This is a genomic window from Nitrospira sp. (genome assembly GCA_024760545.1).
Classification (GTDB): Bacteria; Nitrospirota; Nitrospiria; order Nitrospirales; family Nitrospiraceae; genus Nitrospira_D.
The window spans coordinates 2,981,845-3,003,098 of record CP060501.1 but is presented as its reverse complement, the minus strand read 5'-3'; the positions used below and the strand labels follow the sequence as shown (position 1 = coordinate 3,003,098).

General features: G+C 57.7%; 21 protein-coding genes. 8 read left to right on the top strand and 13 right to left on the bottom strand.

The window, feature by feature from the left end; translation table 11 throughout:
* Positions 1–26: 26 nt before the first annotated feature.
* On the top strand, positions 27–971 hold the full coding sequence (locus H8K03_14115; protein ID UVT22487.1) for a hypothetical protein: 945 nt from the start codon (positions 27–29) through the stop codon (positions 969–971).
* A gap of 8 nt (positions 972–979) precedes the next feature.
* Entirely contained in the window at positions 980–1,660 is a 681-nt protein-coding gene (locus H8K03_14110; protein UVT18941.1) for a SprT-like domain-containing protein, read from the top strand.
* Positions 1,661–1,689: 29 nt separating this feature from the next.
* Here H8K03_14110 and H8K03_14105 read toward each other — a convergent pair whose 3' ends face one another.
* Positions 1,690–4,857 (bottom strand): response regulator, encoded by a 3,168-nt coding sequence (locus H8K03_14105; GenBank protein ID UVT18940.1) that lies wholly within the window; start codon positions 4,855–4,857, stop codon positions 1,690–1,692.
* 227 nt (positions 4,858–5,084) lie between these two features.
* Between H8K03_14105 and rfaE2 the strand changes: the two genes are divergently transcribed.
* From rfaE2 to H8K03_14085, 4 genes are all read left to right on the top strand, one after another.
* Positions 5,085–5,567, top strand: a complete 483-nt coding sequence (gene rfaE2 / locus H8K03_14100) for a D-glycero-beta-D-manno-heptose 1-phosphate adenylyltransferase (protein UVT18939.1) — start codon at positions 5,085–5,087, stop codon at positions 5,565–5,567.
* 3 nt (positions 5,568–5,570) lie between these two features.
* On the top strand, positions 5,571–9,041 hold the full coding sequence (gene mfd, locus H8K03_14095; protein ID UVT18938.1) for a transcription-repair coupling factor: 3,471 nt from the start codon (positions 5,571–5,573) through the stop codon (positions 9,039–9,041).
* Positions 9,042–9,066: 25 nt separating this feature from the next.
* Positions 9,067–9,963, top strand: coding sequence for a peptidylprolyl isomerase (locus H8K03_14090; protein UVT18937.1), 897 nt, complete (start codon positions 9,067–9,069; stop codon positions 9,961–9,963).
* Positions 9,964–10,035: 72 nt separating this feature from the next.
* Complete coding sequence (locus tag H8K03_14085) at positions 10,036–11,040, top strand: peptidyl-prolyl cis-trans isomerase (protein UVT18936.1); 1,005 nt, start codon at positions 10,036–10,038, stop codon at positions 11,038–11,040.
* A 7-nt stretch (positions 11,041–11,047) separates the two neighbouring features.
* Here the strand turns inward: H8K03_14085 and H8K03_14080 are convergent, their stop codons facing one another.
* Positions 11,048–11,668, bottom strand: a complete 621-nt coding sequence (locus H8K03_14080) for a YihA family ribosome biogenesis GTP-binding protein (GenBank protein UVT18935.1) — start codon at positions 11,666–11,668, stop codon at positions 11,048–11,050.
* Between the two features lie 109 nt (positions 11,669–11,777).
* Here H8K03_14080 and mtgA point away from each other — a divergent pair, with 109 nt between their 5' ends.
* Positions 11,778–12,491, top strand: coding sequence for a monofunctional biosynthetic peptidoglycan transglycosylase (mtgA, locus tag H8K03_14075; GenBank protein ID UVT18934.1), 714 nt, complete (start codon positions 11,778–11,780; stop codon positions 12,489–12,491).
* A 9-nt stretch (positions 12,492–12,500) separates the two neighbouring features.
* On the opposite strand, the gene H8K03_14070 is transcribed toward mtgA, so the two are convergent.
* The 10 genes from H8K03_14070 to H8K03_14025 all read right to left on the bottom strand — a co-directional run bounded on the left by H8K03_14070 (position 12,501) and on the right by H8K03_14025 (position 20,138).
* Entirely contained in the window at positions 12,501–12,938 is a 438-nt protein-coding gene (locus H8K03_14070; GenBank protein ID UVT18933.1) for a VOC family protein, read from the bottom strand.
* Positions 12,935–13,765 (bottom strand): isoaspartyl peptidase/L-asparaginase, encoded by an 831-nt coding sequence (locus tag H8K03_14065; protein UVT18932.1) that lies wholly within the window; start codon positions 13,763–13,765, stop codon positions 12,935–12,937. Before H8K03_14065 ends, H8K03_14070 begins: the two co-directional genes overlap by 4 nt.
* 50 nt (positions 13,766–13,815) lie before the next feature.
* A complete protein-coding gene (locus tag H8K03_14060; protein UVT18931.1) occupies positions 13,816–14,382 on the bottom strand; it encodes a hypothetical protein in 567 nt (188 codons plus the stop codon).
* A gap of 99 nt (positions 14,383–14,481) precedes the next feature.
* Entirely contained in the window at positions 14,482–14,949 is a 468-nt protein-coding gene (locus H8K03_14055; GenBank protein UVT18930.1) for a D-tyrosyl-tRNA(Tyr) deacylase, read from the bottom strand.
* 9 nt (positions 14,950–14,958) lie between these two features.
* Positions 14,959–15,477 carry a methylated-DNA--[protein]-cysteine S-methyltransferase gene (locus H8K03_14050; protein UVT18929.1) on the bottom strand — a complete coding sequence of 173 codons (519 nt, stop codon included), beginning with the start codon at positions 15,475–15,477 and terminating at the stop codon, positions 14,959–14,961.
* Positions 15,478–15,490: 13 nt separating this feature from the next.
* Positions 15,491–17,104, bottom strand: a complete 1,614-nt coding sequence (gene murJ, locus H8K03_14045) for a murein biosynthesis integral membrane protein MurJ (GenBank protein ID UVT18928.1) — start codon at positions 17,102–17,104, stop codon at positions 15,491–15,493.
* A gap of 238 nt (positions 17,105–17,342) precedes the next feature.
* On the bottom strand, positions 17,343–17,843 hold the full coding sequence (locus tag H8K03_14040) for a polymer-forming cytoskeletal protein (protein UVT18927.1): 501 nt from the start codon (positions 17,841–17,843) through the stop codon (positions 17,343–17,345).
* A 130-nt stretch (positions 17,844–17,973) separates the two neighbouring features.
* Complete coding sequence (locus tag H8K03_14035; protein ID UVT18926.1) at positions 17,974–18,636, bottom strand: hypothetical protein; 663 nt, start codon at positions 18,634–18,636, stop codon at positions 17,974–17,976.
* Positions 18,623–19,495: a TPM domain-containing protein gene (locus tag H8K03_14030; GenBank protein UVT18925.1), complete on the bottom strand. Its 873-nt coding sequence runs from the start codon at positions 19,493–19,495 to the stop codon at positions 18,623–18,625. Before H8K03_14030 ends, H8K03_14035 begins: the two co-directional genes overlap by 14 nt.
* A gap of 40 nt (positions 19,496–19,535) precedes the next feature.
* Positions 19,536–20,138 (bottom strand): LemA family protein, encoded by a 603-nt coding sequence (locus H8K03_14025; protein ID UVT22486.1) that lies wholly within the window; start codon positions 20,136–20,138, stop codon positions 19,536–19,538.
* A gap of 96 nt (positions 20,139–20,234) precedes the next feature.
* On the opposite strand from H8K03_14025, the gene H8K03_14020 reads away from it, so the two are divergent.
* Positions 20,235–20,534, top strand: coding sequence for a hypothetical protein (locus H8K03_14020; protein ID UVT18924.1), 300 nt, complete (start codon positions 20,235–20,237; stop codon positions 20,532–20,534).
* A 15-nt stretch (positions 20,535–20,549) separates the two neighbouring features.
* Here H8K03_14020 and H8K03_14015 read toward each other — a convergent pair whose 3' ends face one another.
* Positions 20,550–21,074 (bottom strand): PilZ domain-containing protein, encoded by a 525-nt coding sequence (locus tag H8K03_14015; GenBank protein UVT18923.1) that lies wholly within the window; start codon positions 21,072–21,074, stop codon positions 20,550–20,552.
* Between the last annotated feature and the right edge of the window lie 180 nt (positions 21,075–21,254).

The following is a 21,254-nucleotide window of genomic DNA, read 5'->3' as shown; positions in this document are numbered from 1 at the left end:
GGACTTCCCCGACTCGTCCTCCCGCCTTGATCCCTCCGATCAATGCGTCGGATCTCAAGACCTATCCGTTGAAGAAACGGCACAGCAAGGTACGGCTTTCGGACTTCGCCACACCGTGGAAACGCGGAGGATCGTTCGCGACATTCTATTCGCGCCTCCCGGACATCTTAGCGGTCAAGACGTTGCGGGCCGTCGCGAACGCCGTCGTGAAGGCGCATCGGAATCACCGTCCCGTGATCGTCGGGATCGGCGCCCATGTGATCAAGGTTGGGCTGTCCCCGGTCATCACGGATTTGATGGAGCGAGGCATCGTCACCGCAGTGGCGATGAACGGGGCAGGGATTATTCACGACTTCGAATTGGCTCTGATGGGTCACACGTCTGAAGAAGTCGATGCCGAGATCGACGATGGTCGGTTCGGCATGGCGGAGGAGACAGGACGGATCCTGAATGAGGCGATCACGCGTGGGGCGAAGGACGGCCACGGGATGGGTGAAGCCATCGGGCGCTATCTGAATCATTCTAGCAATCAGTTTCCGAATCGAGCCGTCAGTATCTTAGCCACCGGCGCCCAGCTCGGTATACCGGTGACGGTGCACGTGGCAGTCGGAACCGATATCATCCACATGCATCCCTCCGCGGACGGAGCAGCCATCGGAGCCACGTCTCTTCTCGACTTCAGGCGCTTGACCGCCGTTGTTGCGGGGATGGAAGGCGGCGTCTACCTGAATATCGGATCGGCCGTGATACTTCCCGAGGTGTTTCTAAAAGCACTGTCGTTGGGGCGAAATCTCGGCCATCCGATCGCGAACATCACCACGGTGAATATGGATTTCCTCTCTCATTACCGTCCGCAGACGAATGTCGTGCGACGCCCCACGCAGAAGGGCGGCCAGGGCTATTCTCTGACCGGTCACCACGAAATCATGCTGCCGTTGCTGGCCGCGGCGGTGCTGGAGCAATTGGGATGAGACCGGCCATGGCGGCCACGACTGCTTCAATCCTCTTGTCTTCCGAAGAGCTGCAGGCTCATTGGCAGCGCCTGAACGCACGGTACTTTGCCGGTTCATTGCCGCCGATTGCGATGTGCTGGAGCCGGCGCCTCACCTCCTCAGTCGGCATGTTCGCCAGCCGTGGAGGGCCGAAAGCAGGATATCCCGTCGGCAACCGCAGCCGTCGAGAGATTCGCCTGTCGCTCCCTTTGTTCGAGCGGCTCGCCGAACGGACACCGTATGCGGAACAGGAACTCCTGAACACCCTCGTCCATGAGATGATCCATCAATGGCAGTTCGATGTGCTGAAACGGCGGCCCGATCATGGACTGGAATTCTTGCGAAAAATGACGGAGATCAACCGGTCCGGCGAAGTGGCCGTCACGACCCATCACTCCTTGGAGAAGGAAGTCCTTGCGCTCTCGAGATTTGCCTGGCGCTGCAAAGACTGCGGGCGGGTCTATCGACGGCAACGAAAATCCATCCAGCCCAAGCATCACCACTGCGGTGCCTGTCGAGGCTCTTTGGAAGAGCTCATGTCACCAACCAGATCGATCGAGAATCGGCTTCTCCCCTACCTCGCTCGCGTATCAGACATCATGCACCCATCCGCCCGACCGGGCAGGCTCGTCGATGCGCCGGAGCAACTGACGCTGAAATTAGCGTGATCGACCAAAGCGTGATAGAGGGAGACGGATTACGCGGCTTCTTGGTTCTTGGAGGACTGGGAGCGTAAACGCTCCCGATTCGCGCGGTCCAGGGCCCCGGCCAACGCGTCGACAGAAATGGGCTTTGAGAGATAGTCATCCATTCCTGCCGCCAGACACCGTTCGCGATCACCCTGCATCGCATTCGCCGTCATGGCAATGATCGGCACGTGATGGGAAGGTTCGAGTTTCTGGTTACCGGTTTCTGGTTGGAGACGGGAATGCTCCTGCCTTGGACCCGCAACCCGTAATCCGGAACTCGAAACAGTTTTGGACGCTTCACGCTGCCTGATCTCCCTCGTGGCTTCGAAACCATCCATTTCCGGCATTTGGCAATCCATGAAGACCACGTCATAGTGAACATGAGAGAGCGCCTCGATGGCTTCGCGCCCATTGGCCACTACGTCGATTCGATAGCCCAACCGCTGGAAGAGACGAACGGCAACTTTCTGGTTGATAATGTTATCCTCGGCCAAGAGAATGCGAAGATCCACTTTGGCATTGGTTTCTGCGAGTGTGTGGCGAGTGATCAGGGGGAGCGGTTCGTTCGTTGTCGGCACGTATGCCGAGATCTGTGTCATGACTGCGGCAAGGCAATCGTGCAATTGCCGCTCACGGATCGGCTTTGTCAAGTAGGCTGCCAACCCAGCTTCCCTGGCTATCTTGGCATCACCCCGCCGGCCCAGCGAGGTGAGCAACACAAGCCGGATCTCAGCTCCTTCAGGCCGGGTCTTTATCGCACGCACCAGTTCGATTCCCTCCATCGATCCCATATCCACGTCCAACAACGCGAGATCAAACCGTGACCGTCCGTGTCGACGGCTCAACACATCCAATGCCTCGGGGCCGCTATGGGCAAGCGTCGGCTCCATCCCCCATGATTTGGTCATCAGCTCAAGAATCTTTCGATTGATGGCCTTGTCGTCCACAATCAAGACACGGAGACCCTCCAACACGGCATTGGGCGGGTCAGCTCTGTGGAAGCCCTCAGCCTGTTTGCGCAGGTTCACCGTAAACCAGAAGCAACTCCCTTCTCCAACCCGGCTGGTCGCGCCAATCGTTCCACCCATCATCTCAACAAGTCGTTTGCAAATCGCCAGGCCGAGACCGGTCCCGCCGTATCTCCTCGTGGTGGACCCATCGGCTTGACTGAACGACCGAAAGAGCCTTTCGCGGGCTTCGTCGGAAATCCCGATGCCTGTGTCCGTAACTGCAACACGAATGGTCGAATCCTCCATCGATTGAGCCTCAACCGTCACTTCCACGATGACATCGCCGCTGTCGGTGAATTTGATCGCATTCGCCATCAAATTCATCACGACCTGCCGTAAGCGCCCGAGGTCACCGAGTAAATTGCGCGGCACATCGGCGTGAAAGAGACAGGCCAAATTGAGACCCTTGGATGACGCTCGTTCTGCGACGAGGTCCAACGATTCGTCGATGGCGAGGCGAAGATCGAACTCAATCACTTCCAAATCCAGTTTTCCCGCTTCAATCTTGGAAAAATCCAGGATGTCGTTGATGATCGTCAGCAGATGGTCACCGCAGGTTCGAGCTGTTTCAGCATATTCTCTCTGTTCATCGGTCAATTTCGTATCGAGCAGGAGACCCGTCATCCCAATGACCCCGTTCATCGGGGTGCGGATCTCGTGACTCATCGTCGCCAAAAAAGACGATTTCGCTTCGGTGGCGGCTTTGGCTTGCCTCAAGGCGGCATCCAGCTGCTGATTGATGTGCTCCAACTGCTGGGCGTAATCTTTCAGCGCTTGCTCGGCTTCCTTCCGGCTCGTGATATCTCGAATAAATGAGCTGAAGATGACGGAGCCCTCGACCGGCAAAGGCGTCATGGCAATTTCAGCGGGGAATTCACGGCCGTCACGTCGAAGGGTGGTCATCTCGATCAACATGTTTGCGATGGATATGTCCCTAGGCTCAAGGAGACGCCGAACATACTCCTGGTAACTCAGACGATGGGACGGCGCAACGATGGTGTCGCCGAAATCGCGTCCCAGAACCTCAAACGCAGACCACCCAAATATTTGTTCTGCCTGGGCATTCCATTCCGTGATTCGACCGGCATGATCCATCGTGATCACGGCATCGAGCGCTGTGTCGATGATCAGCCGTGTGCGGGTTTCATTCTCATGGAGCGCCGCTTCCACTTCGGCCCGCTCAATGAAAAGACCGATCTGGCTTCCGATCGTCCCCAATGTTTTCAGGAGATCCCAATCCTGTGACTGCGCTTCTTGGCCGAAGAACTCCATGACGCCGTAGACGTTGGCTCTCAGCCAAACGGGAAACACACAAGCCGCGTGCAACATGCGAGTGGTTTCAAGAGATCCAGGCGCGGCTCCAGGATCCCTTTCAATGTCCTCCACCCACAAGGGCTCACCGCGGGCCCAGCTACGCCCAGGCAGACCAGCCCCGGACATGTACGTTTCCTGCTTCCGCAGCCTGACAAAATCCTGTAAGGCGGCTTCATGGCCGGACCAGGCCTGTGCACAACGAAGAAACCGCCGGTCTTCTTGAACTCGCCAAAATAGCCCGGCGTGCCAGTCCGAGCTGACTGCAATCGCCCGTAGAAGCTCCGGAATCGCTTGCTCGACCGTAGAGGCTTCTGCAAGGACTTTCGCCACGGCATGCTGGAGGGCTTGACGGCGATCGCTACGCTTTTCCTCTGTCACATCCCGGAGCACGCTCAGAACCGATTGCACGGTGCCGTCTTCGGCCGGAAGCGGGACGGATGTGATTTCGATCCAGCGGGATTGCCCCGACAGCCCGATGAGTCTACCCTTTCCACAGGTTTCCCGGCCTTCTCGAGCCGCCTTCAGCATTTCTTCGATCCGCAGACAATCATTCGCGTGGATACAGTCTCGGAGGTCTTTGCCGACGATCTCTTCTGTAAAGCCCGCATCGAACAAGACACGCCCGGCCGGGTTGACCTGAAGCACCCGGCAATCAAGCCCGAGCACCAAAATCCCTTGCGGTTCGGCTTCCAAGACACTCCGAAGCCTGTGTTCATTCTCCTGAAAGCGAATTCTTTCCGCTTCCGCGCGCAGCCAGCCTGCCCGTGCGCGACGAGAAGTCTGTATGAGCAAGAAAATCAAGGGAGCAACGACCAACACATTGGCCGCCGCAATGATCCAGAAAACGCTCACCCCCTCCTCCATCATCATTCACGCTCCGGGCGCACCTATCGGCCCAGGCCCATGACGACACCAGGCCTTGAGTCCGTTATGTGCTGTATCGGTCCATTATGTGACGACTTGAGGATGAAATTTCATGGACTTACAGAGCGCTGAGAAGAAAAAAAGCACGGCCCGGCAGGGGAATGGGTAAGTTTGTCGCTCTTTCCCTGTGACTGACGGCACGGTATGATGGGGCTATGGTCGCAAAGGTTTTGCCGCGAGATCAACTCCTGTCCGAACTTTCCGCTGAGCGAGCAAAGGGGAAACGGGTCGTCTTCACGAACGGCTGTTTCGACCTCATGCATATCGGCCATACGCGCTATCTGCAGGCAGCCAAGGCGTTGGGCGATCTCCTGGTCGTCGCGGTGAACAGTGACGCGTCTGTCCGCAAGTTGGACAAGGCGCCCGATCGACCGATCGTGCCACAGGCACAACGGGCTGAAGTGGTGGCGGCCTTGGGCTGCGTGGATTTTGTCGTGATCTTCGATGAGCCTGACCCACTCCAGCTCATCACAGCCGTCCAACCGGACGTCCTCGTGAAGGGCGGGGATTGGGCGATTGACCATATCGTCGGCCGAGAGATCGTCGAGGCGCGCGGAGGCGTGGTCAAGACCATTCCCATGGTTTCCGGCCTTTCCACAACCGGACTCCTTCAACGCATCCGGTCAACCACGAAGTGATGCGTGTCTGAGCACAATCTCCACTCCTCATCCTGGCTTGCTCCGCTTCATTCGGCACTCGGCCAAGACGGCGCTCGTCCCTGTCTGATTGGAACACACGGATCAACGGCGGCCTGTGCTCTGACGCTGCTTGGATCTCCTCGCAAAGATGCGTCCGGCCATCCCCGACCATGGGTCATTCTCACGGCAACCGACGAATCTGCCGAACGGATCTTCAATGACCTGTGCTTCTTCCACGAACTCATGGGCCGTCCGATTAACGGTCTGGCCTGGTTCCCGGAATGGGAAACGCTCCCCTATGAAGCAACAGCGCCGCACGTCGGGTTGATCGCCCGCCGGATGACGACGCTGCATCGGCTGCTGGTTACCCCGCCCACCCTCCTCGTCACCTCCGTCGCCGCCGCGATGCACCGTTTGCTCCCTCGCTCGATATTCGAGCAGGCGATTTTTCGCTTCGAGAAGGCGGCGAGCGTGGAGCGGGAATTGCTCACCACCAATCTGCTTCGCCTGGGATACCGACGCGTGTCCGTTGTGGAAATTCCAGGAGAGTTCAGCATCCGGGGTGGCATCGTTGATATCTTTTCGACCGCGTATGCCAATCCCATCCGGGTTGAATTTCTTGGCGATCAGGTTGAATCCATTCGTTTGTTCGACCCGTCAACCCAGACCTCCATCACAAAATTGAACGACGCCTGGGTCTTGCCGGCGCGGGAATTCATTCGTCCCACAGACGCTACGGATACGATCGCGCCGATTCAGGCGGACGCGGAGTGGCGAAGCCCCGACGTGTACGACTCCATGGACACATTATTTGACTATCTCACCGAGTTCCCTTTTATCGCCCTCGATCAGCCGGCTATGTTGAAAAAGACATGTGAGATGGCGTGGGAAAAGATCGACGATGGATATCTTCGCCATGTCGATCGTGACGTGTCGTCCCCCTATCCTTCACCTGAGCGACTGTTTCTGACCTGGCACGATATCCAACAACGGATTGCGGGGTGGCCGATGTTGGCGCTCGAACCGTTGACGGCGCCGGACCCAACGTGGAATCCGACCTTTTCATTTTCCTCTCAACTGCCCGGCAGCATAGGCCTCGGAGTCCGGGGGGCCGCATTCAGTCAAACTCTTCGTCTGTTGGAAGGCCTGCGGAATGAGCATCGTGTCGTGGTGGTGGCGCGGAGCCGCGGGCAGGTCGACCGATTGCTGGCGCTTTTCCGAGAGCACGATTTGCCGGCTGATCCATGGAAACCGTCGATCTGGTCAAGTCCGGTTACCGGAAAATTCCCATTTTATGTGTTGCACGGCGATCTCTCGACCGGGTTTCTCTCCGGAGATCTTCGGCTTGCGCTGTTGACCGAAGAGGAACTGTTCGCGAAGGGAGCTCGACATAAACCACAGCCAAAGAGCCGAACGGCAACCTTCCTCTCTTCCTTAGAAGACCTCAACGTGAGCGATTACGTCGTGCACGTGCAGCACGGGATCGCCAAGTATCGCGGACTGAAACGCCTGTTGGTGCAGGATTTCGAGAGCGACTTCCTGATTCTGGAGTTTTTCGGCGGAGATACGCTCTATGTCCCGCTCGATCGTTTGAATCAGATCCAACGCTACAGCGGGGCCGAAAGCCATGTCCCTCGACTGGATCGCCTTGGCGGAACCAGTTGGGCCAAAACCACCGCTCGGGTGAAGAAGGACATCGAAGAGATGGCTCAAGAACTGATCGATCTCTACGCAAACCGCGAATTGGTGAAACGGAATGCGTACGGCTCGACGACGACCCTCTATCACGAATTCGAAGCGGCCTTTGAGTACGAAGAAACATCGGATCAGCTGAAAGCCATCGAGGACATCGGTCGGGACATGGAATCGACAAAGCCGATGGACCGCCTGGTCTGCGGGGACGTCGGATACGGGAAGACGGAAGTGGCCATGCGCGCCGCCTTCAAAGCCGTGGAGCATGACCGACAAGTGGCCGTGTTGGTGCCGACCACCCTCCTGGCTCACCAACACTACGAGAACTTCGCCGAACGATTCGGACCGTTTCCCATGCGGGTGGCACTGCTTTCTCGGTTTCAGTCGCCCAAGGAAACCAAAGCTATTCTCAAAGAAGTCTCGGCCGGAACCATTGACGTCGTGATCGGGACGCACCGGCTTCTTCAGAAGGACGTGGCGTTCCGGCAACTCGGCTTGGTCATCATTGACGAGGAACAGTGGTTCGGCGTCAAGCATAAGGAAAGACTGAAGCAACTGCGCACCCAGGTTGATGTGCTGACGTTGACCGCCACACCCATTCCGCGCACCCTTCAAATGGCCATGTCGAGTGTTCGGGATCTCTCGATTATCGATACCCCGCCCGCCGGACGGTTGGCGATCAAAACGGAAGTGATCCGACTCAGCGACAAGGCCGTACGAGACGCGATCGTGCGCGAGCTCGGACGAGGGGGACAAGTCTATTTTGTCCACAACCGGGTTGAAACCATGGAGCGGATCGGAGCGTGGCTGCACCAGTTGGTTCCCGAAGCCCGGATGGTCATGGCGCACGGCCAGATGGATGGCAGGCCGTTGGAGGCCGTCATGCTGAAATTCGTCAAGCGTGAGGCTGACGTCTTGATCGCCTCGGCCATCATCCAGTCCGGGCTCGATGTCCCGAACGCGAACACCATCATCGTCCATCGGGCCGACCTCTTCGGCCTCGCGCAGCTATACCAGCTGCGGGGACGAGTGGGGCGCGGCGGAGAGCAGGCCTATGCGTACTTCCTCATCCCCGACGAAGGAACGCTCACGGGCGATGCTCAGAAACGATTGATCGCGATTCAGCAGTTCACGGAACTCGGATCGGGATTCCGAATCGCCGCGGCAGACCTTGAGATTCGAGGAGCCGGCAATCTCCTGGGGAAACAGCAATCCGGCCATATCGCCGCCATCGGCTTGGATCTTTACATGCAAATGGTAGAACAAGCCGTCCAGCGGTTGAAGGGCCAGGCTGTCGAGGAAGAGCCGGACCCGACCCTCCAGCTGCCGGTTTCAGCCTTTATTCCTGAACTGTATGTGGCCGATCCGCATCACCGTCTGTCCCTCTATAAACGGCTGACAGCGTGTGGCCAACTCGGCGAGCTGGCCCTGTTGCATGGAGAAATTCAGGACCGGTACGGCCCTCTTCCGGAACCGGTCGAACGACTTCTCGAAGTGATGCAACTCCGGACTCATGCCAAACGTCTTCGCATGGCCACCATTGAGGTGCATGGACGGTCGGCAAAGATCGTGTTCCAACCGAAAGCCGCAATCCCGGAGGGCGCAGTCCACCGCTTGATGGACCAGCTTAAAAAGCGGCTGCGGTTCCTAACCCCCCTCTCCTTTGAAATCCAGATGACCCATGACGACTGGCCGTCACTCTTCTCGGAACTCAACGCAACCTTGCAAAGCCTCGATCTCTGTGATACCAAGTCCCTCCAAAAGGATGCGACTGCCTCATGACCGAGACCCGCATGTGCCACAACATATGATGCTTTTCCGGTTCCCCATCCTCGGCAGCACATATCGCCTGTCTTTACTTCTTGTCGGCCTATTGGCCGGGTGGGGTGCGGTATTGTCGGGCTGCGCAGAGCGGCAAGAAGAGCCGGTTGTCGCCCTGGTCAATGGGCGGGCCATCACTCAAACCGAATTTGATCTTCGCTGGGGCGAACTTTCCCAGGCCACGCGTTCCCGCTACGAAAAGGAAGGCGGCAAGCGAAGATTTCTGGATGAACTCATCACCCGAGAGCTGCTGATGCAGGAAGCCCGCCGCCGTGGGCTTGATCAGAACGATGCCATACGGGACAAAACCCAGAGATATAAAGAGCAGTTGATCCTCGACGAGCTATTGAAGGACAAACTCCAATCCAAGGTCGAGCTCACGCAGGGGGAACTCGCCTCCTACTACGAGAGCCATGCAAGCGAGCTGTTGGATCCTTTAAAAGCCAACGTCTCGCTGATGCTGCTGCCCAATGTGTATGCAGCCAGGGACCTCGAGGCGCAGGTCAATCGCGGTGGAAACTTTGCGAAGTTCGCGCAACGGTACTCGATCGACGAGAAGACAAAAGCAAAAGGGGGCGACCTCGGGCCGTACCGAAAAGGGCTGGTGCCTTCCGAAGTTGATTCCGTCATCCATACGCTCAAACTGGGGATGGTCAGTGCGCCCATTAAGTCTGAGAACGGGTATTATTTGGTTATGCTGAGCCCTCTTGACGAGACAATTATCCAAGCCGACCTGGCGACGCAGGAACGGCTTCGGCAAGAGTTACTGGCCGATAAGCGCCGCAAACGGTTCGATGAAGTCATAGCCGATATCCGGACCAACGCCGCTGTTCGCTTCGCCGAGGCTTCCCGCTATATCACCGAGGACACCGGAAAACGCTAGCCTGACCCGATTCCACAGACCTATCTTTTTCATGTAGAATTGTCGGCACACGCACTACCGGGTGAAAAGATCATGAAACGCGTCTCGCTCCGTTCAGATTGGCTGATCCGATTCAAATTGCCGTTGGCCTTGTTGGCGGTGTCGACCTGGCCCGCAGCCTTTTCAGCCGCTCATTTGCAGGATCGCATCGTGGCCATCGTGAATTCCGAATTGATCATGTTGTCGGATGTCAAACGAGAGTTCGGAACGGAGAAGGAGCGTCTCTCCCGCGAGCACCGTGGAAACGATCTCGCCCAGCGATTGAAGACAGCGGAATACATGGCATTGACGAAGCTGATCGAGCGGAGACTGCAACTGCAAGAAGCCAAGGCCAAAAAGGTCGAGGTGTCCGATCTCGAAGTCAAGCAGGCCCTTGCGCAGGTGAAGCAACAAAGCGGCTCTCTCGACACCGCCAATCCGATGAACGTTCGGGACGTTCGTGATCAGCTGATCCTCATGAAAGTAGTAGACCAACACATTCGCGGCAACATTATGGTCGGAGACTCGGAGATTAAGCGGTACTACCAGGAACATCGCGAGCGATTCGCCCATCCCCAGGAATACCATCTGAGCCAGATCATCATTAAGCCACGTTCCGCCGACGGACTGGCGGACGCCCTGACCAAGGCCCGGCGCGCCATGGATGAGCTGAAGCGCGGCGAGAAATTTGAAGATGTCGCCATGCAGTATTCCGACGGCGGCAATGCCCTGCAAGGCGGACGGCTCGGATTGGTCCGGCACGGGGAGCTCTTACCGGTGATTGAACAGGCGATCGCCCACTTGGTGCCGGGGGGGATCTCCGACATTATTGAGAGCCCGGAGGGAATCCAAATCATCCGTCTGGATGACAAGAAGCCGAAACAGTTTCGTCAGTACGAGGATGTATGGCGTGAAATTCAGACGTTGGTCTACCAGAAGAAGAGCGATGACATGTACCAATCCTGGCTGGTAGATTTAAAGAATAAAGCCTACATCGAGATCAAGTTTGACCAAGCTGCCGACAACCCTCAGCCGCAGCCGGTCAGCTCGATTCCTTGAGGATAGGTCAAGTGGCATCAGCGCGAAGTCTTCCGGCTGCGTCACGTATCGCTCCCCACACTCGATCCCGTCCGTCCCCGGTTACCGACGAATAAGGAATCAACGTTTCTCCCTCGTCCAGACCTAGGAACCGATGCGCTTGCCTCAGGGTACGCACCCGTTCGCTGGGTCTCAGTTTGTCGACCTTGGTCGCAACGACGAGCGGATTCCGCTGGATGGACCGGAGCCATGCGATGGTCTGGCGATCCTGGTCGGTCACGACCCTGCTGTCCACCAACAAGACGACCTCCAGCAGGGAGGTTCGACCGATGAGATAGTCTTCAATCAACGGGCCCCATTGGGTTCGGACGGACTTCGACACTCTGGCAAACCCATAACCGGGTAAGTCAACGAGATAGAATCGCGACATGTCGGGATCAGAGGTCGAAATCAGAAACACGTTGACGGCTCTCGTTTTTCCCGGCGTCCGGCTGACTTTGGCCATGTCCCGACGATTGAGCAACGAATTGATGAGCGACGATTTTCCCACATTGGAACGCCCCACAAAGGCAACTTCATGGAGATCCCCGGAAGGAAATTGTTCTGGGGATACGCAACTTTTGATAAACTCAGCCGCGAAGATTTTCATGCCGCTGGGCTAGGTAATGGACTCAAGACGGAAACTAAGGCGCAGTCCTGTCTTTCTGCGTCACTACACATACGATCCTCCCCCACCCAAGTCAACCGGCCGTCGAACCGTGGCACGCGTTCTCCTATGGACCACGTTACTGGCGGGCGTTCCTTTGGGCCTCTTGGCATTGAGCTGGCTCGTAACCTTTCCCGATGTAGAACTGCTGGTGCGAACCAATCCGATCTCGACGGCCCTCATGGAACGTCGTCTGGCAAGCGCAACACAACAGGGGCGCACCGGCCGGCGGGAATGGACCTGGGTGCCGCTGAGCCGAATTTCGCCAGAGCTACAACGTGCCGTGATCGCAGCGGAAGACGCCGCATTCTTCGACCATGAAGGGTTTGACTGGGACGGCATTCGCGATGCCGCGCTGTATAACCTGGAAGCAGGAGAGATGAAACGGGGTGGGAGCACCATTACCCAGCAACTTGCAAAAAATCTCTACCTGTCGTCTGAACGTTCGCTGTTTCGCAAGGCTCGCGAGGCGTTGATCACTCGATCTCTGGAACACCGGTTGACGAAGGCGCGTATCCTTGAACTGTACTTGAATGTGGCGGAGTGGGGGCGTGGCGTGTACGGGGCCGAGGCCGCCGCTCATCATCATTTTGCAAAATCGGCTTCGGACCTCACCGCCGACGAAGCAGCCTGGTTGGCGGCCATTCTTCCCAGTCCACAACGATATGACCCCATCAGAAAAACCAATGCTCTGACGCGCCGGCACCAACGCATCCTTCGCTGGATGGATCAGGTCGCCGTTTCCTCTCACAAACGCGCCCAGTAAAGGGCTCAGCTAGATTTCCCTCTCGTCACCCACCTGGTCATGATCTTGTTCGCCGAAGATGGCCGATTCGTAGGTGTAGTGTTTGAATTCGAGCAGGTTGTGAGACGGGTCTTCTAGAAAGAACGTGCGGTGCTCGATGCGCGTCCCGGGGAATCGCACGCGCGGTTGCTGGTAGAACGTAAGGCCTTTCGCCTTGGCCCGATCGGCCAGTGCCTGCCACTCTTCCAATGAAAGCAACACCAGTCCGAAATGATGGGGGTAGATTCCTTTCTGAACCGGCAGTTCATCTCGTACCAGATGTCCCACGAGCTGATGGCCGGCCAACCCCAGAGTTAGGGCTTGTTTCGATCGACGCCCCACAGTACAGCCGAGGCCGTCCACATAGAACCGCTGCGTGGCGTCCACGTCGTGGATCGGAAAGGCGAGATGAAACACGCTATTGCTCATCGAAATGTATCCCTCACGGTCGGTACTCGTTTACCATCCCACCATCCTGCCGCCATATACGGTGTCACATGCATGATGGCGAACTGTCCATTCGGCTTCAGGACCAAACATCCCGCAGAGCCATTGATCCGAGCCACCAATCTGTCCAAGACCAGGCGTGCAGCCAGCGCCGGAGTCTTCCCGTAACCTAAACGGGTGCAAATCTCTTTGGCAACGGCCAGGCGAATGATGCCCTCGCCCAGTCCCGTCATCGACACAGCGCCGGCTTCATTATCAGCATACACCCCGCAGCCGATAATGGGTGTATCCCCCACTCGTCCGGGCAACATGAGATCAATTCCGCCGGTCGACGCACCGGCAGCAACCGTCCCCGTTCGATCGAGTGCGACCGCGCCGACCGTTCCATGCTGATTCCGTGCGGATTTCTTCAGCTTCAGCATCGCCCCATAGGAGAGACGGCGGGGCGTCGTCCGAAGCCGGTGGCGCTCAAGCTTGAAATGCTCGGCAAACTTCGTCGCCGATGGGCCCACAAGTAGTACATGATCCGTTTCTTCCATCACAAGGCGGGCGGCAGTGATCGGATGGACCACTCCTTCCACAGAGGCGACCGCTCCTGCGCGCAGATGATCCCCTTCCATGAGAGAGGCGTCCATCCGCCGCACACCGTCCAGCTGTAGGCGCGATCCCTTTCCCGCATTGAAGAGCCCGCTACGCTCGAGAACGCGAATGGTCTGCTCGACAGCCACGAGCGCCGAACCACCGCGATCCAGCACATGGTAACCGACCTGCAACGCGGCACGCAGGCAAGCAGTCTGTGGTGAGGTCATCGCACGAGGGCCGGCGCCTCCGTGCGCGAGGATGATGGGGCGGACAGATTTCAATTCAAGAGCAGATCTCGGGTCTTCCGATAGGCAGGATTCTGCATGCGGTCCAGATCGGACCGCACAAAGCCCAGACCCGTTACGCAGAGTTCAAAGTTCTCGGATAATTTTTGAAACAAAGGCAAGCTGGTTTCCGCATCATCCTGGCCGATCTGGGCCACGATCCCGTAGGACCGTTTGCCGGTCTTCACATAGTCCACGAGGAAATCCTTGTGATAAATGCGGCCGGCCGATTTAAGCCGTCGAAGATATTCGGGAAATAAACCGGCCATGAACAGGGTGAAATCACCGATATGGCGGTGGACGTCTCCCTCACGATCCAGGGATTGTGCCTCCAGCATCACTTCCGATTCAAAGAGGAGATCAACGACCGTATCGATCGGCTGATTCTGCCGATTTCTGATCTTATAGAGCTGATCCGTATGGGTGAAATCGACCAGCAGGTTGGAAACGTACGAGGTGACCTTGGGGTCGGGCCAGCCGAGGTGTTCCGTAAAGCTCTTCTCGGTTAACGCGCCAAAGAGTTGCCGAAGCGGGTGTCGTGGAGGAACTTGAGTGCCCATCTCCACCTCCTGCGAAGGCCGATGAGGCTTGAGCTCAGTATACCAGATCGCGACTGGAAACCGATCTCCACTCTTGTCGATTCTATCGGAACTCTACCGTCAGACCTTGAGTGAGAATGAGTTCCGCTCTCTACTGTCGACAACGAAGGTCACGGGGCCGTCGTTGACCAACGCCACCTGCATATGCGCCGCAAAGACCCCTGTTTCAACTGGTGTGCCGGATGTTCGCAAGCCGGCCGCGACTCGTTCGTAGAGCTGCTTGGTCTGTTCAGAAGGCGCGGCCTCGTCGAAACTGGGCCGGCGGCCGTTCGAGGTTCGGCCCAGCAAGGTGAACTGGGAGACCAACAAGACAGCGCCACCCACGTCCGACAGCGATCGATTCATCTTTCCCTGCTCATCGGCGAAAATGCGCAGGCTCCGGATTTTGTCGACCAGATACCCCGTGTCCGACTCGTCATCGCCTTTCGCCACTCCCAACAACACCATCAAGCCGTTTTGGATCCGGCCGACGATGTTCCCTTCGACCTCCACCGACGCATGCGTGACGCGCTGAATGACCGCTCTCATGGCGTGAGGTCATCCTCCCTGCAATTGCGTCAATGTCCCTTCGAGAGACAGCAATTTGCGTTTCATGGAGAGTCCTCCCGAGAAGCCGCCCAGCGAGGCATCGTGGGCGACAATCCGGTGACAGGGGATAACAATCGGCAACGGATTCGCACCGACCGCATTGCCGACCGCACGGGCATAGTGCCGTCCCCCTACGCGCGCCGCGATCCATTGATACGATCGGAGCTTCCCGTACGGCACCCGCTGTAATGCCCGCCAGACTTGTCGTTGGAACGATGTCCCCTGCGACAGATCGAGCGGCACATCAAAGGTATCCCGTTTCCCCTCCAGATACTGGAGCAACTGCCGACGCGCTGCTTCCAGTCGTGTCGATGCTTCTTGCTGCAACGGCCCGTCGGACTGTGCTCTGAGATCGGACTCGACAGCCCGCTTTGAGCGTTTCGGCAACACAATCGCTTGAATCCCTTTCTGGGATTCCGCGATGCCCATCCAACCCCATGATGAACGAAAGATCATCGCACGCGACATGAATCGCTCCTTATTATCCCATCGCTCGTCCAAGCTTCCTGCGAACCATCCCCCACACTACTCCGAGTTCCTCAGACCGGAACAACGCATGGACGCCGAGATATCCACCGACGCTCAACCCGATGGCGGCAAAAAGCATCACGGATTTCATGACCCATTCGGCAGGATGCGTCCATACCTGTGCGCCGGCCACCCACCAGCAGGCAATGACCAGGGGAATACATGCCGCCAGTACCCGCAGAGAAGACCGTCCCACCGCTGCCCAGTCAACTCCGCCGAGCCTCCGGTTTAACACGGCCACCAGAATGACTCCATTGACCATAGCCGCCAATGCCGTAGCGAGCGCCAACCCTGCCGCGCCCAGAAAAGACATCAATGCCAGCGAGAAGAGGACATTCGCTCCCAGCGCGACCGCTGCCGAGATGGCCGGCGTCTTGGTATCCTGCAGCGAATAGAATGCCGCGACGATGATGCGCACCCCTCCGAATGCCCACAAGCCGACCGCGTAGCAGAGGACGGCCAACGCAGTCTCCGCCGTATCGTGGGCGGTGAACGTGCCATGCTCAAAGAAAAGATGCACGATTGGAACGCGCAGCAGAATCAAGCCCACCATCGCCGGCACGATGATGAAGAGAATCATGCGCAGGCCGAACCCGAGCGTGGTGCGCAGTTCATCCAACGCGCCTCGCGCCGCTTGTGAGGATAACGTCGGTAGAATGGCCGTCGCCAATGCGACACCGAAGATGCCCAGTGGAAATTGGATCAGCCGCATGCCGTAAAACAGATAAGTCGGTCCACCGGCGAAGAACGACGCCAACACCGTACTCACGGTCAGATTGATCTGCGTCACGGAAAGGCCGAGCAGCGTGGGCACCATCAGCGTGCCGATCCGTCGCAGGCCCGGATGGCCCGGCTCGAATCGAAAGCCGAACAGCAATCCTCGCAGTTTCAGGCTGGGAAGCTGCATGGCGAACTGAGCCGCACCTCCCGCCACTACGCCGATCGCCACCCCGATAATCGGTTCTTCCAAATGCGGCGCCAGCCAAACGGCCCCGACGATGATGAAGACATTGAGGAAAAGCGGCGAGAAGGCCGGCGCCGCGAAGGCTCGCACCGAGTTCAAAATTCCCATCGCCAACGCCGCCAAGCTGATGAACAGCAGATAGGGAAACATGACACGGGCGAGCAGCGTCGTGAGCGCGAGTCTGTCGGGATTGTCCTGAAACCCCGGCGCGAGCAGCTGGACAAGCCAGGGAGCGGCCACAATCCCGACCATCGTGACCAGTGTGACGACGGTCAGGAGCGTCGTGAATACCGCACTAGCCAATTCCCAGGCCTCCTGTTTACTCCGTGTCGTCCGGTACTCCGTATATACAGGGATGAAGGCCGACGACATCGAGCCTTCGGCAAACAGCTCGCGAAGAAGGCTGGGAATGCGGAACGCGATGAAAAAGGCGTCGGCCGCCGGCGTCGCGCCGAACAACCGCGCCAGGACCATGTCGCGGATGAAGCCGAGGATGCGGCTGGAAAACGTGGCGACGCCGATCACCCCGGCCGCTTTGACGACCGAACGATTCTCATCCTGAGGTTTGGCTGGAACGCCGGCCGACACGGTGGGCTCTGACATGGACCGGATTCTAGCGGAACGATCGCAGGCCGTCTATCGATGGAGCAATTTCATGGCTGGTGATACGAATGAATCGGGCTCATCATTCATGTTCATACGGAAGAGGAGACCCATCCGTCATCAACATGGGGATTGCCGAGCGACCAAAAGAAGAGGTCAAGAAGGCGAGTTGAGTTTTTGAATCTGGGTCCCTGGCGCTATCCGACGTGTTGCGCCAGGAGACCCGTTGTTCGCTCGATCACGCCGCGAGTCGCTGAACCGGTGGTCGGCTCGTGATGCTGACGACGTTTGATCCCATATCCTTTGACATTTCCGCCTTGACCTGCGCCTTCATTTCCAATGTGCCATTGAAGACAACGCCTTCCTCCATCGAAAGGACCGGAGTCGTCAAGCTGCCTTGCACAACAGCGGGAGCACGGAGCACGATCTGGTTCGTCGCTTGGATATCACCCGTGATGGTTCCGTGGCACACCACGGTCCCAGCCGTGACCTTGGCCTTGATCACCGCCTCCGGCCCCACAAGCAATCCGCCGTCCGTATGGATTTCGCCATCAAGCGCGCCATCAATGCGTACCGTGCCGGAATAGGTGATGATCCCCTTGAACTCAACGTCCTTTCCGACGAAGGCGACCTCATCCGGAAGTGTCGGGCCGCTCTTAGGCTGGCTGCGCCTGTCCTCCACCCAGCGTTCCCGCTCTCGTTCTCCCTCTCCCCCTTCCCCCTCTTCCTGCTTCCACATAATATGACTCCCTCCTTATCCATCCTTATTGGGTCATGGTCCATACCCAGCCGAACGGTCACGCCGAGTCTCTCCTCTATCGGTTGGTTACGGTTATTTGTTGAGCGCCCAAGGGAGGACGGAAGATTCCTCACGGCTCCTGGACCAATTCATTCGGTAATTCATTGGGATTGTCGTCTCGGTGGCTAGGGCTTACCTCAGCAAGAAGGAGGCCGCACGTCTCGATGCTCAGGCATAACCCGCCGACAACATCGCCCGTTTTCAATCGGCCGACAGCGGCTTGTGCGATCTGCGACCATCGTTCTATTGAAACTCGTTGAAATAATGGTTGATCCGGCAGCACGTAGATCTGATGCTCCAAGAGAGACACCATGATCAGTACGCCAGTGCGCTCACGCGTCTGAGACACAGCATGTTGCGCGAACGCACGCTCGGCTCTGAGCCTTACTTTATGCCGCATCCTCTCGCTTGACGTCAGCAGGCGAATGATAGGCACGAGAGTGCCGAGCCATACTCCCGCACAATAAGCGACGATTATGACCAGCACGAGCCAAGCCGCATTGGAGGCATGCCAACCCCAGGGAAGCCAGAGCAGTTCGGTGGTCAGCAGAATCGTCAGGGCCGACAGCGCGAGGACCAGTCCGGCCCGATATTGCGCATCGCGATAGAGCCCAGACCGGCCTACGATCATTGGAACGATCTCGGCATTCGTGTGTTGCTCCGCCGTATGCACCGCCAGCCTGACCCGCTCCTGTTCTTCGGCTGTCAGTCGAAGCCCATTACCAGTTTCCACTGGCACCTCCTCCTCCGAAACTCCCGCCGCCACCGCTGAAGCCACCGCCTCCGCCGCCGAACGAGCCTCCGCCCCACCCGCCGCCGCGGCTACTGTACCAGACCCAATCATCTATCCCTCGGGGTCGCATTGATCTTCCCGCAACACCGGAGGCACCGATGACGAACAGCAGAAGCAGGGTCACACCGCTTGCCATGAGCGCCGGTACCAACCAGGGCGCCAAAAGCAGAGAGATCCCCGCCCCCGCAACCGGCCCGATGAATCGGTGCGCATTCATGAGCACGAGCCCTACGAATAATCCGACAATGACGGCAATCGCGACCTGCGTGAGGGCATCGTTCTCCTGTCGAGGGACGGCTTTCTCGGGTGCCTGATAGGTCCCCTCGATTGTCTTCAGAATGGCGTTGATCCCGCCGGTCACTCCTCCCGGGAAATCACCGGCGCGAAACCGAGGAACGATCTCCTGTCTGATGATTTGCGCCGATCGAATGTCGGTCAAGGTGCCCTCTAAGCCGTACCCGACTTCAATTCGAACTTTTCGTTCTCCTATCGCCACCACCAACAAGACGCCGTTGTCGGTGCCTTTCTGACCAAGTTTCCACGTGGTCGCCACGCGATGGGAGAATTCTTCGAGGGGTTCCCCTTCGAGGGAGGGAATGACGAGCACCGCGACCTGGTTGCTCGATTGTGCTTCATGCGTCGCAAGTTGAGCGGTGAGCGACTCAACCGTGGAGGTGGGTAAGACGTGAGCGAGATCGACAACTCGCCCCGTCAATGGAGGAACATCGAGCGCGAAGGCAGGCAGTGTTAAAAAGAAGGAGGCAGCGGCCAGATAACAGCAGAACGCGAGGCGGCTCATTCCGGGTACTTTCAACCCTCTCCTCGGTTTCTCCCTCGATTCAAAACTTCACGTCGGGCGGCTTGGCCACGGCGTTCTCATCGGCGACCGTAAAATTAGGCCGCTCTTCCAGGTGCAGCAGAAACTTGGCCGTCAGGTTGGTCGGGAAATACCGGACCATCTTGTTGTACTCCGCGACACGATCGATATACCGCTTGCGTGCCACCGTGATGCGATTCTCCGTCCCTTCCAACTGATTCTGGAGATCCCTGAAATTTTGATCGGCCTTGAGGTTCGGATAATTTTCGGCAATGGCGATGAGCCGGCCGAGCGCTGATGTCAGACCGGCTTGGGCCTTTTGAAATGCTTCAAATGCAGCCGGGTCTTTCAGCACCTCGGGCGTCACTTGCACCCCCGTCGCCTTGGCCCGGGCATTGACGACTCCTTCAAGCGTTTCCTTTTCATGAGCCGCGTACCCTTTGACCGTCGCAACAAGATTGGGAATGAGGTCGGCACGGCGCTGATACTGATTAATCACTTCACTCCACGCAGCCTTGGTATCTTCATCCAAACCTTGGAGATCGTTGTAGCCACAACCGGATACCGACAATGCACCGATCATCACCATGACGATCGCCGTCTCTTTCCACAAGGTGCGCCCCATCATCCCCTCCTTGGGCCATACTGATGCAGTGTTCTCCGATTTCACCTTCATGCTACCATGGGGATAATCATTTAGTCGTGTCGGTCAAGAGGTTCTATGCCGAGAAGGAACGATGAAGCCGGCGGGTTCCAAGTGAGACACCGGACCCTTGGCATCTATCAAGGCAGCGCGATCGACCTGGCCTTCTGGCATCCGTCATCAGGCATGCCCGAACATGGCCTCTGCCGGTTTTCCACAACAAACAAGGCACAAGCGTTGATCGATGTGCTCTGCTCTTCAGCCTGTACAGAGCCTATGGATCGGCAAGATCTGACGATCGAGCCGTTCGATATCGCCGAACATGATCGTCTGATAACGGACTATCCCTTGCCGTCTGCCTGGGAAACGCCGACGTAGGGCGAACGAAAGGGATTACGTCGAGACCGTTGACTCAACGGCCTTGGAGAGCACGGAGGATGTGGAACCCGAATGTGACTGGATAAAATTGAGGAGCCGTTTGTTCTCTTGAGCCTTGCGAAGGAATTTGAACGCAATGCCACGCGCACTGACGGAGCGCACCATGGCCGCCACCTCGACCGGGACCTCGTCTTCGGCAAGGACGATTTCCAGGTAAAAGATGTCGTCGATATGCACCTCCGTCTCACTCTTGATGATGCAACCCCCGAGTGAGAGGTCCATCACAGTGCCATCGCCGCGTATTTTTCCACCGGAAAACGACAGACACAGACGCACGGGAATGCGGAGATGTTCCCGGCGATCTATAAGCTGTGACGATCCTTCCGTGCCTCTGCGACGAGCGAGAAACCGATGGTCACAATGCCGACAGTGAAACGGAGCCATCCAAACCAGCGCCACGACGAATTCACGCAGTGATTGCGGCCGTGCGGGAGCGGCACCGTCTTTTCGACATTGTGGGCAGATCACTTGACGACTCATGCGGCGGCATCTCCGTCGGTTCCACACATAGACTCGTCTCTGATTGCAATATAAAGGCCTTTCCCCCACAGTCAAGTTGATTGCTATCTGGCGCAAACCGGCTTCCACTCACCCTTTTGGCCATTAGGCTATCGGCGACTGATCGTCTCCCGCGAGGGTCAAAAAGCGGAATCAGGAGAG

Bases quoted from the DNA above. Each gene is read 5' to 3' on its own strand.
- H8K03_14110 (UVT18941.1), top strand. From the start codon at position 980: ATGGCGGCCACGACTGCTTCAATCCTCTTGTCTTCCGAAGAGCTGCAG.
- rfaE2 (UVT18939.1), top strand. From the start codon at position 5,085: ATGGTCGCAAAGGTTTTGCCGCGAGATCAACTCCTGTCCGAACTTTCC.
- H8K03_14090 (UVT18937.1), top strand. From the start codon at position 9,067: ATGATGCTTTTCCGGTTCCCCATCCTCGGCAGCACATATCGCCTGTCT.
- H8K03_14085 (UVT18936.1), top strand. From the start codon at position 10,036: ATGAAACGCGTCTCGCTCCGTTCAGATTGGCTGATCCGATTCAAATTG.
- H8K03_14080 (UVT18935.1), bottom strand. From the start codon at position 11,668: ATGAAAATCTTCGCGGCTGAGTTTATCAAAAGTTGCGTATCCCCAGAA.
- H8K03_14070 (UVT18933.1), bottom strand. From the start codon at position 12,938: ATGAGCAATAGCGTGTTTCATCTCGCCTTTCCGATCCACGACGTGGAC.
- H8K03_14065 (UVT18932.1), bottom strand. From the start codon at position 13,765: ATGACCTCACCACAGACTGCTTGCCTGCGTGCCGCGTTGCAGGTCGGT.
- H8K03_14060 (UVT18931.1), bottom strand. From the start codon at position 14,382: ATGGGCACTCAAGTTCCTCCACGACACCCGCTTCGGCAACTCTTTGGC.
- H8K03_14055 (UVT18930.1), bottom strand. From the start codon at position 14,949: ATGAGAGCGGTCATTCAGCGCGTCACGCATGCGTCGGTGGAGGTCGAA.
- H8K03_14050 (UVT18929.1), bottom strand. From the start codon at position 15,477: ATGTCGCGTGCGATGATCTTTCGTTCATCATGGGGTTGGATGGGCATC.
- murJ (UVT18928.1), bottom strand. From the start codon at position 17,104: ATGTCAGAGCCCACCGTGTCGGCCGGCGTTCCAGCCAAACCTCAGGAT.
- H8K03_14040 (UVT18927.1), bottom strand. From the start codon at position 17,843: ATGTGGAAGCAGGAAGAGGGGGAAGGGGGAGAGGGAGAACGAGAGCGG.
- H8K03_14030 (UVT18925.1), bottom strand. From the start codon at position 19,495: ATGAGCCGCCTCGCGTTCTGCTGTTATCTGGCCGCTGCCTCCTTCTTT.
- H8K03_14025 (UVT22486.1), bottom strand. From the start codon at position 20,138: ATGGGGCGCACCTTGTGGAAAGAGACGGCGATCGTCATGGTGATGATC.
- H8K03_14020 (UVT18924.1), top strand. From the start codon at position 20,235: ATGCCGAGAAGGAACGATGAAGCCGGCGGGTTCCAAGTGAGACACCGG.
- H8K03_14015 (UVT18923.1), bottom strand. From the start codon at position 21,074: ATGAGTCGTCAAGTGATCTGCCCACAATGTCGAAAAGACGGTGCCGCT.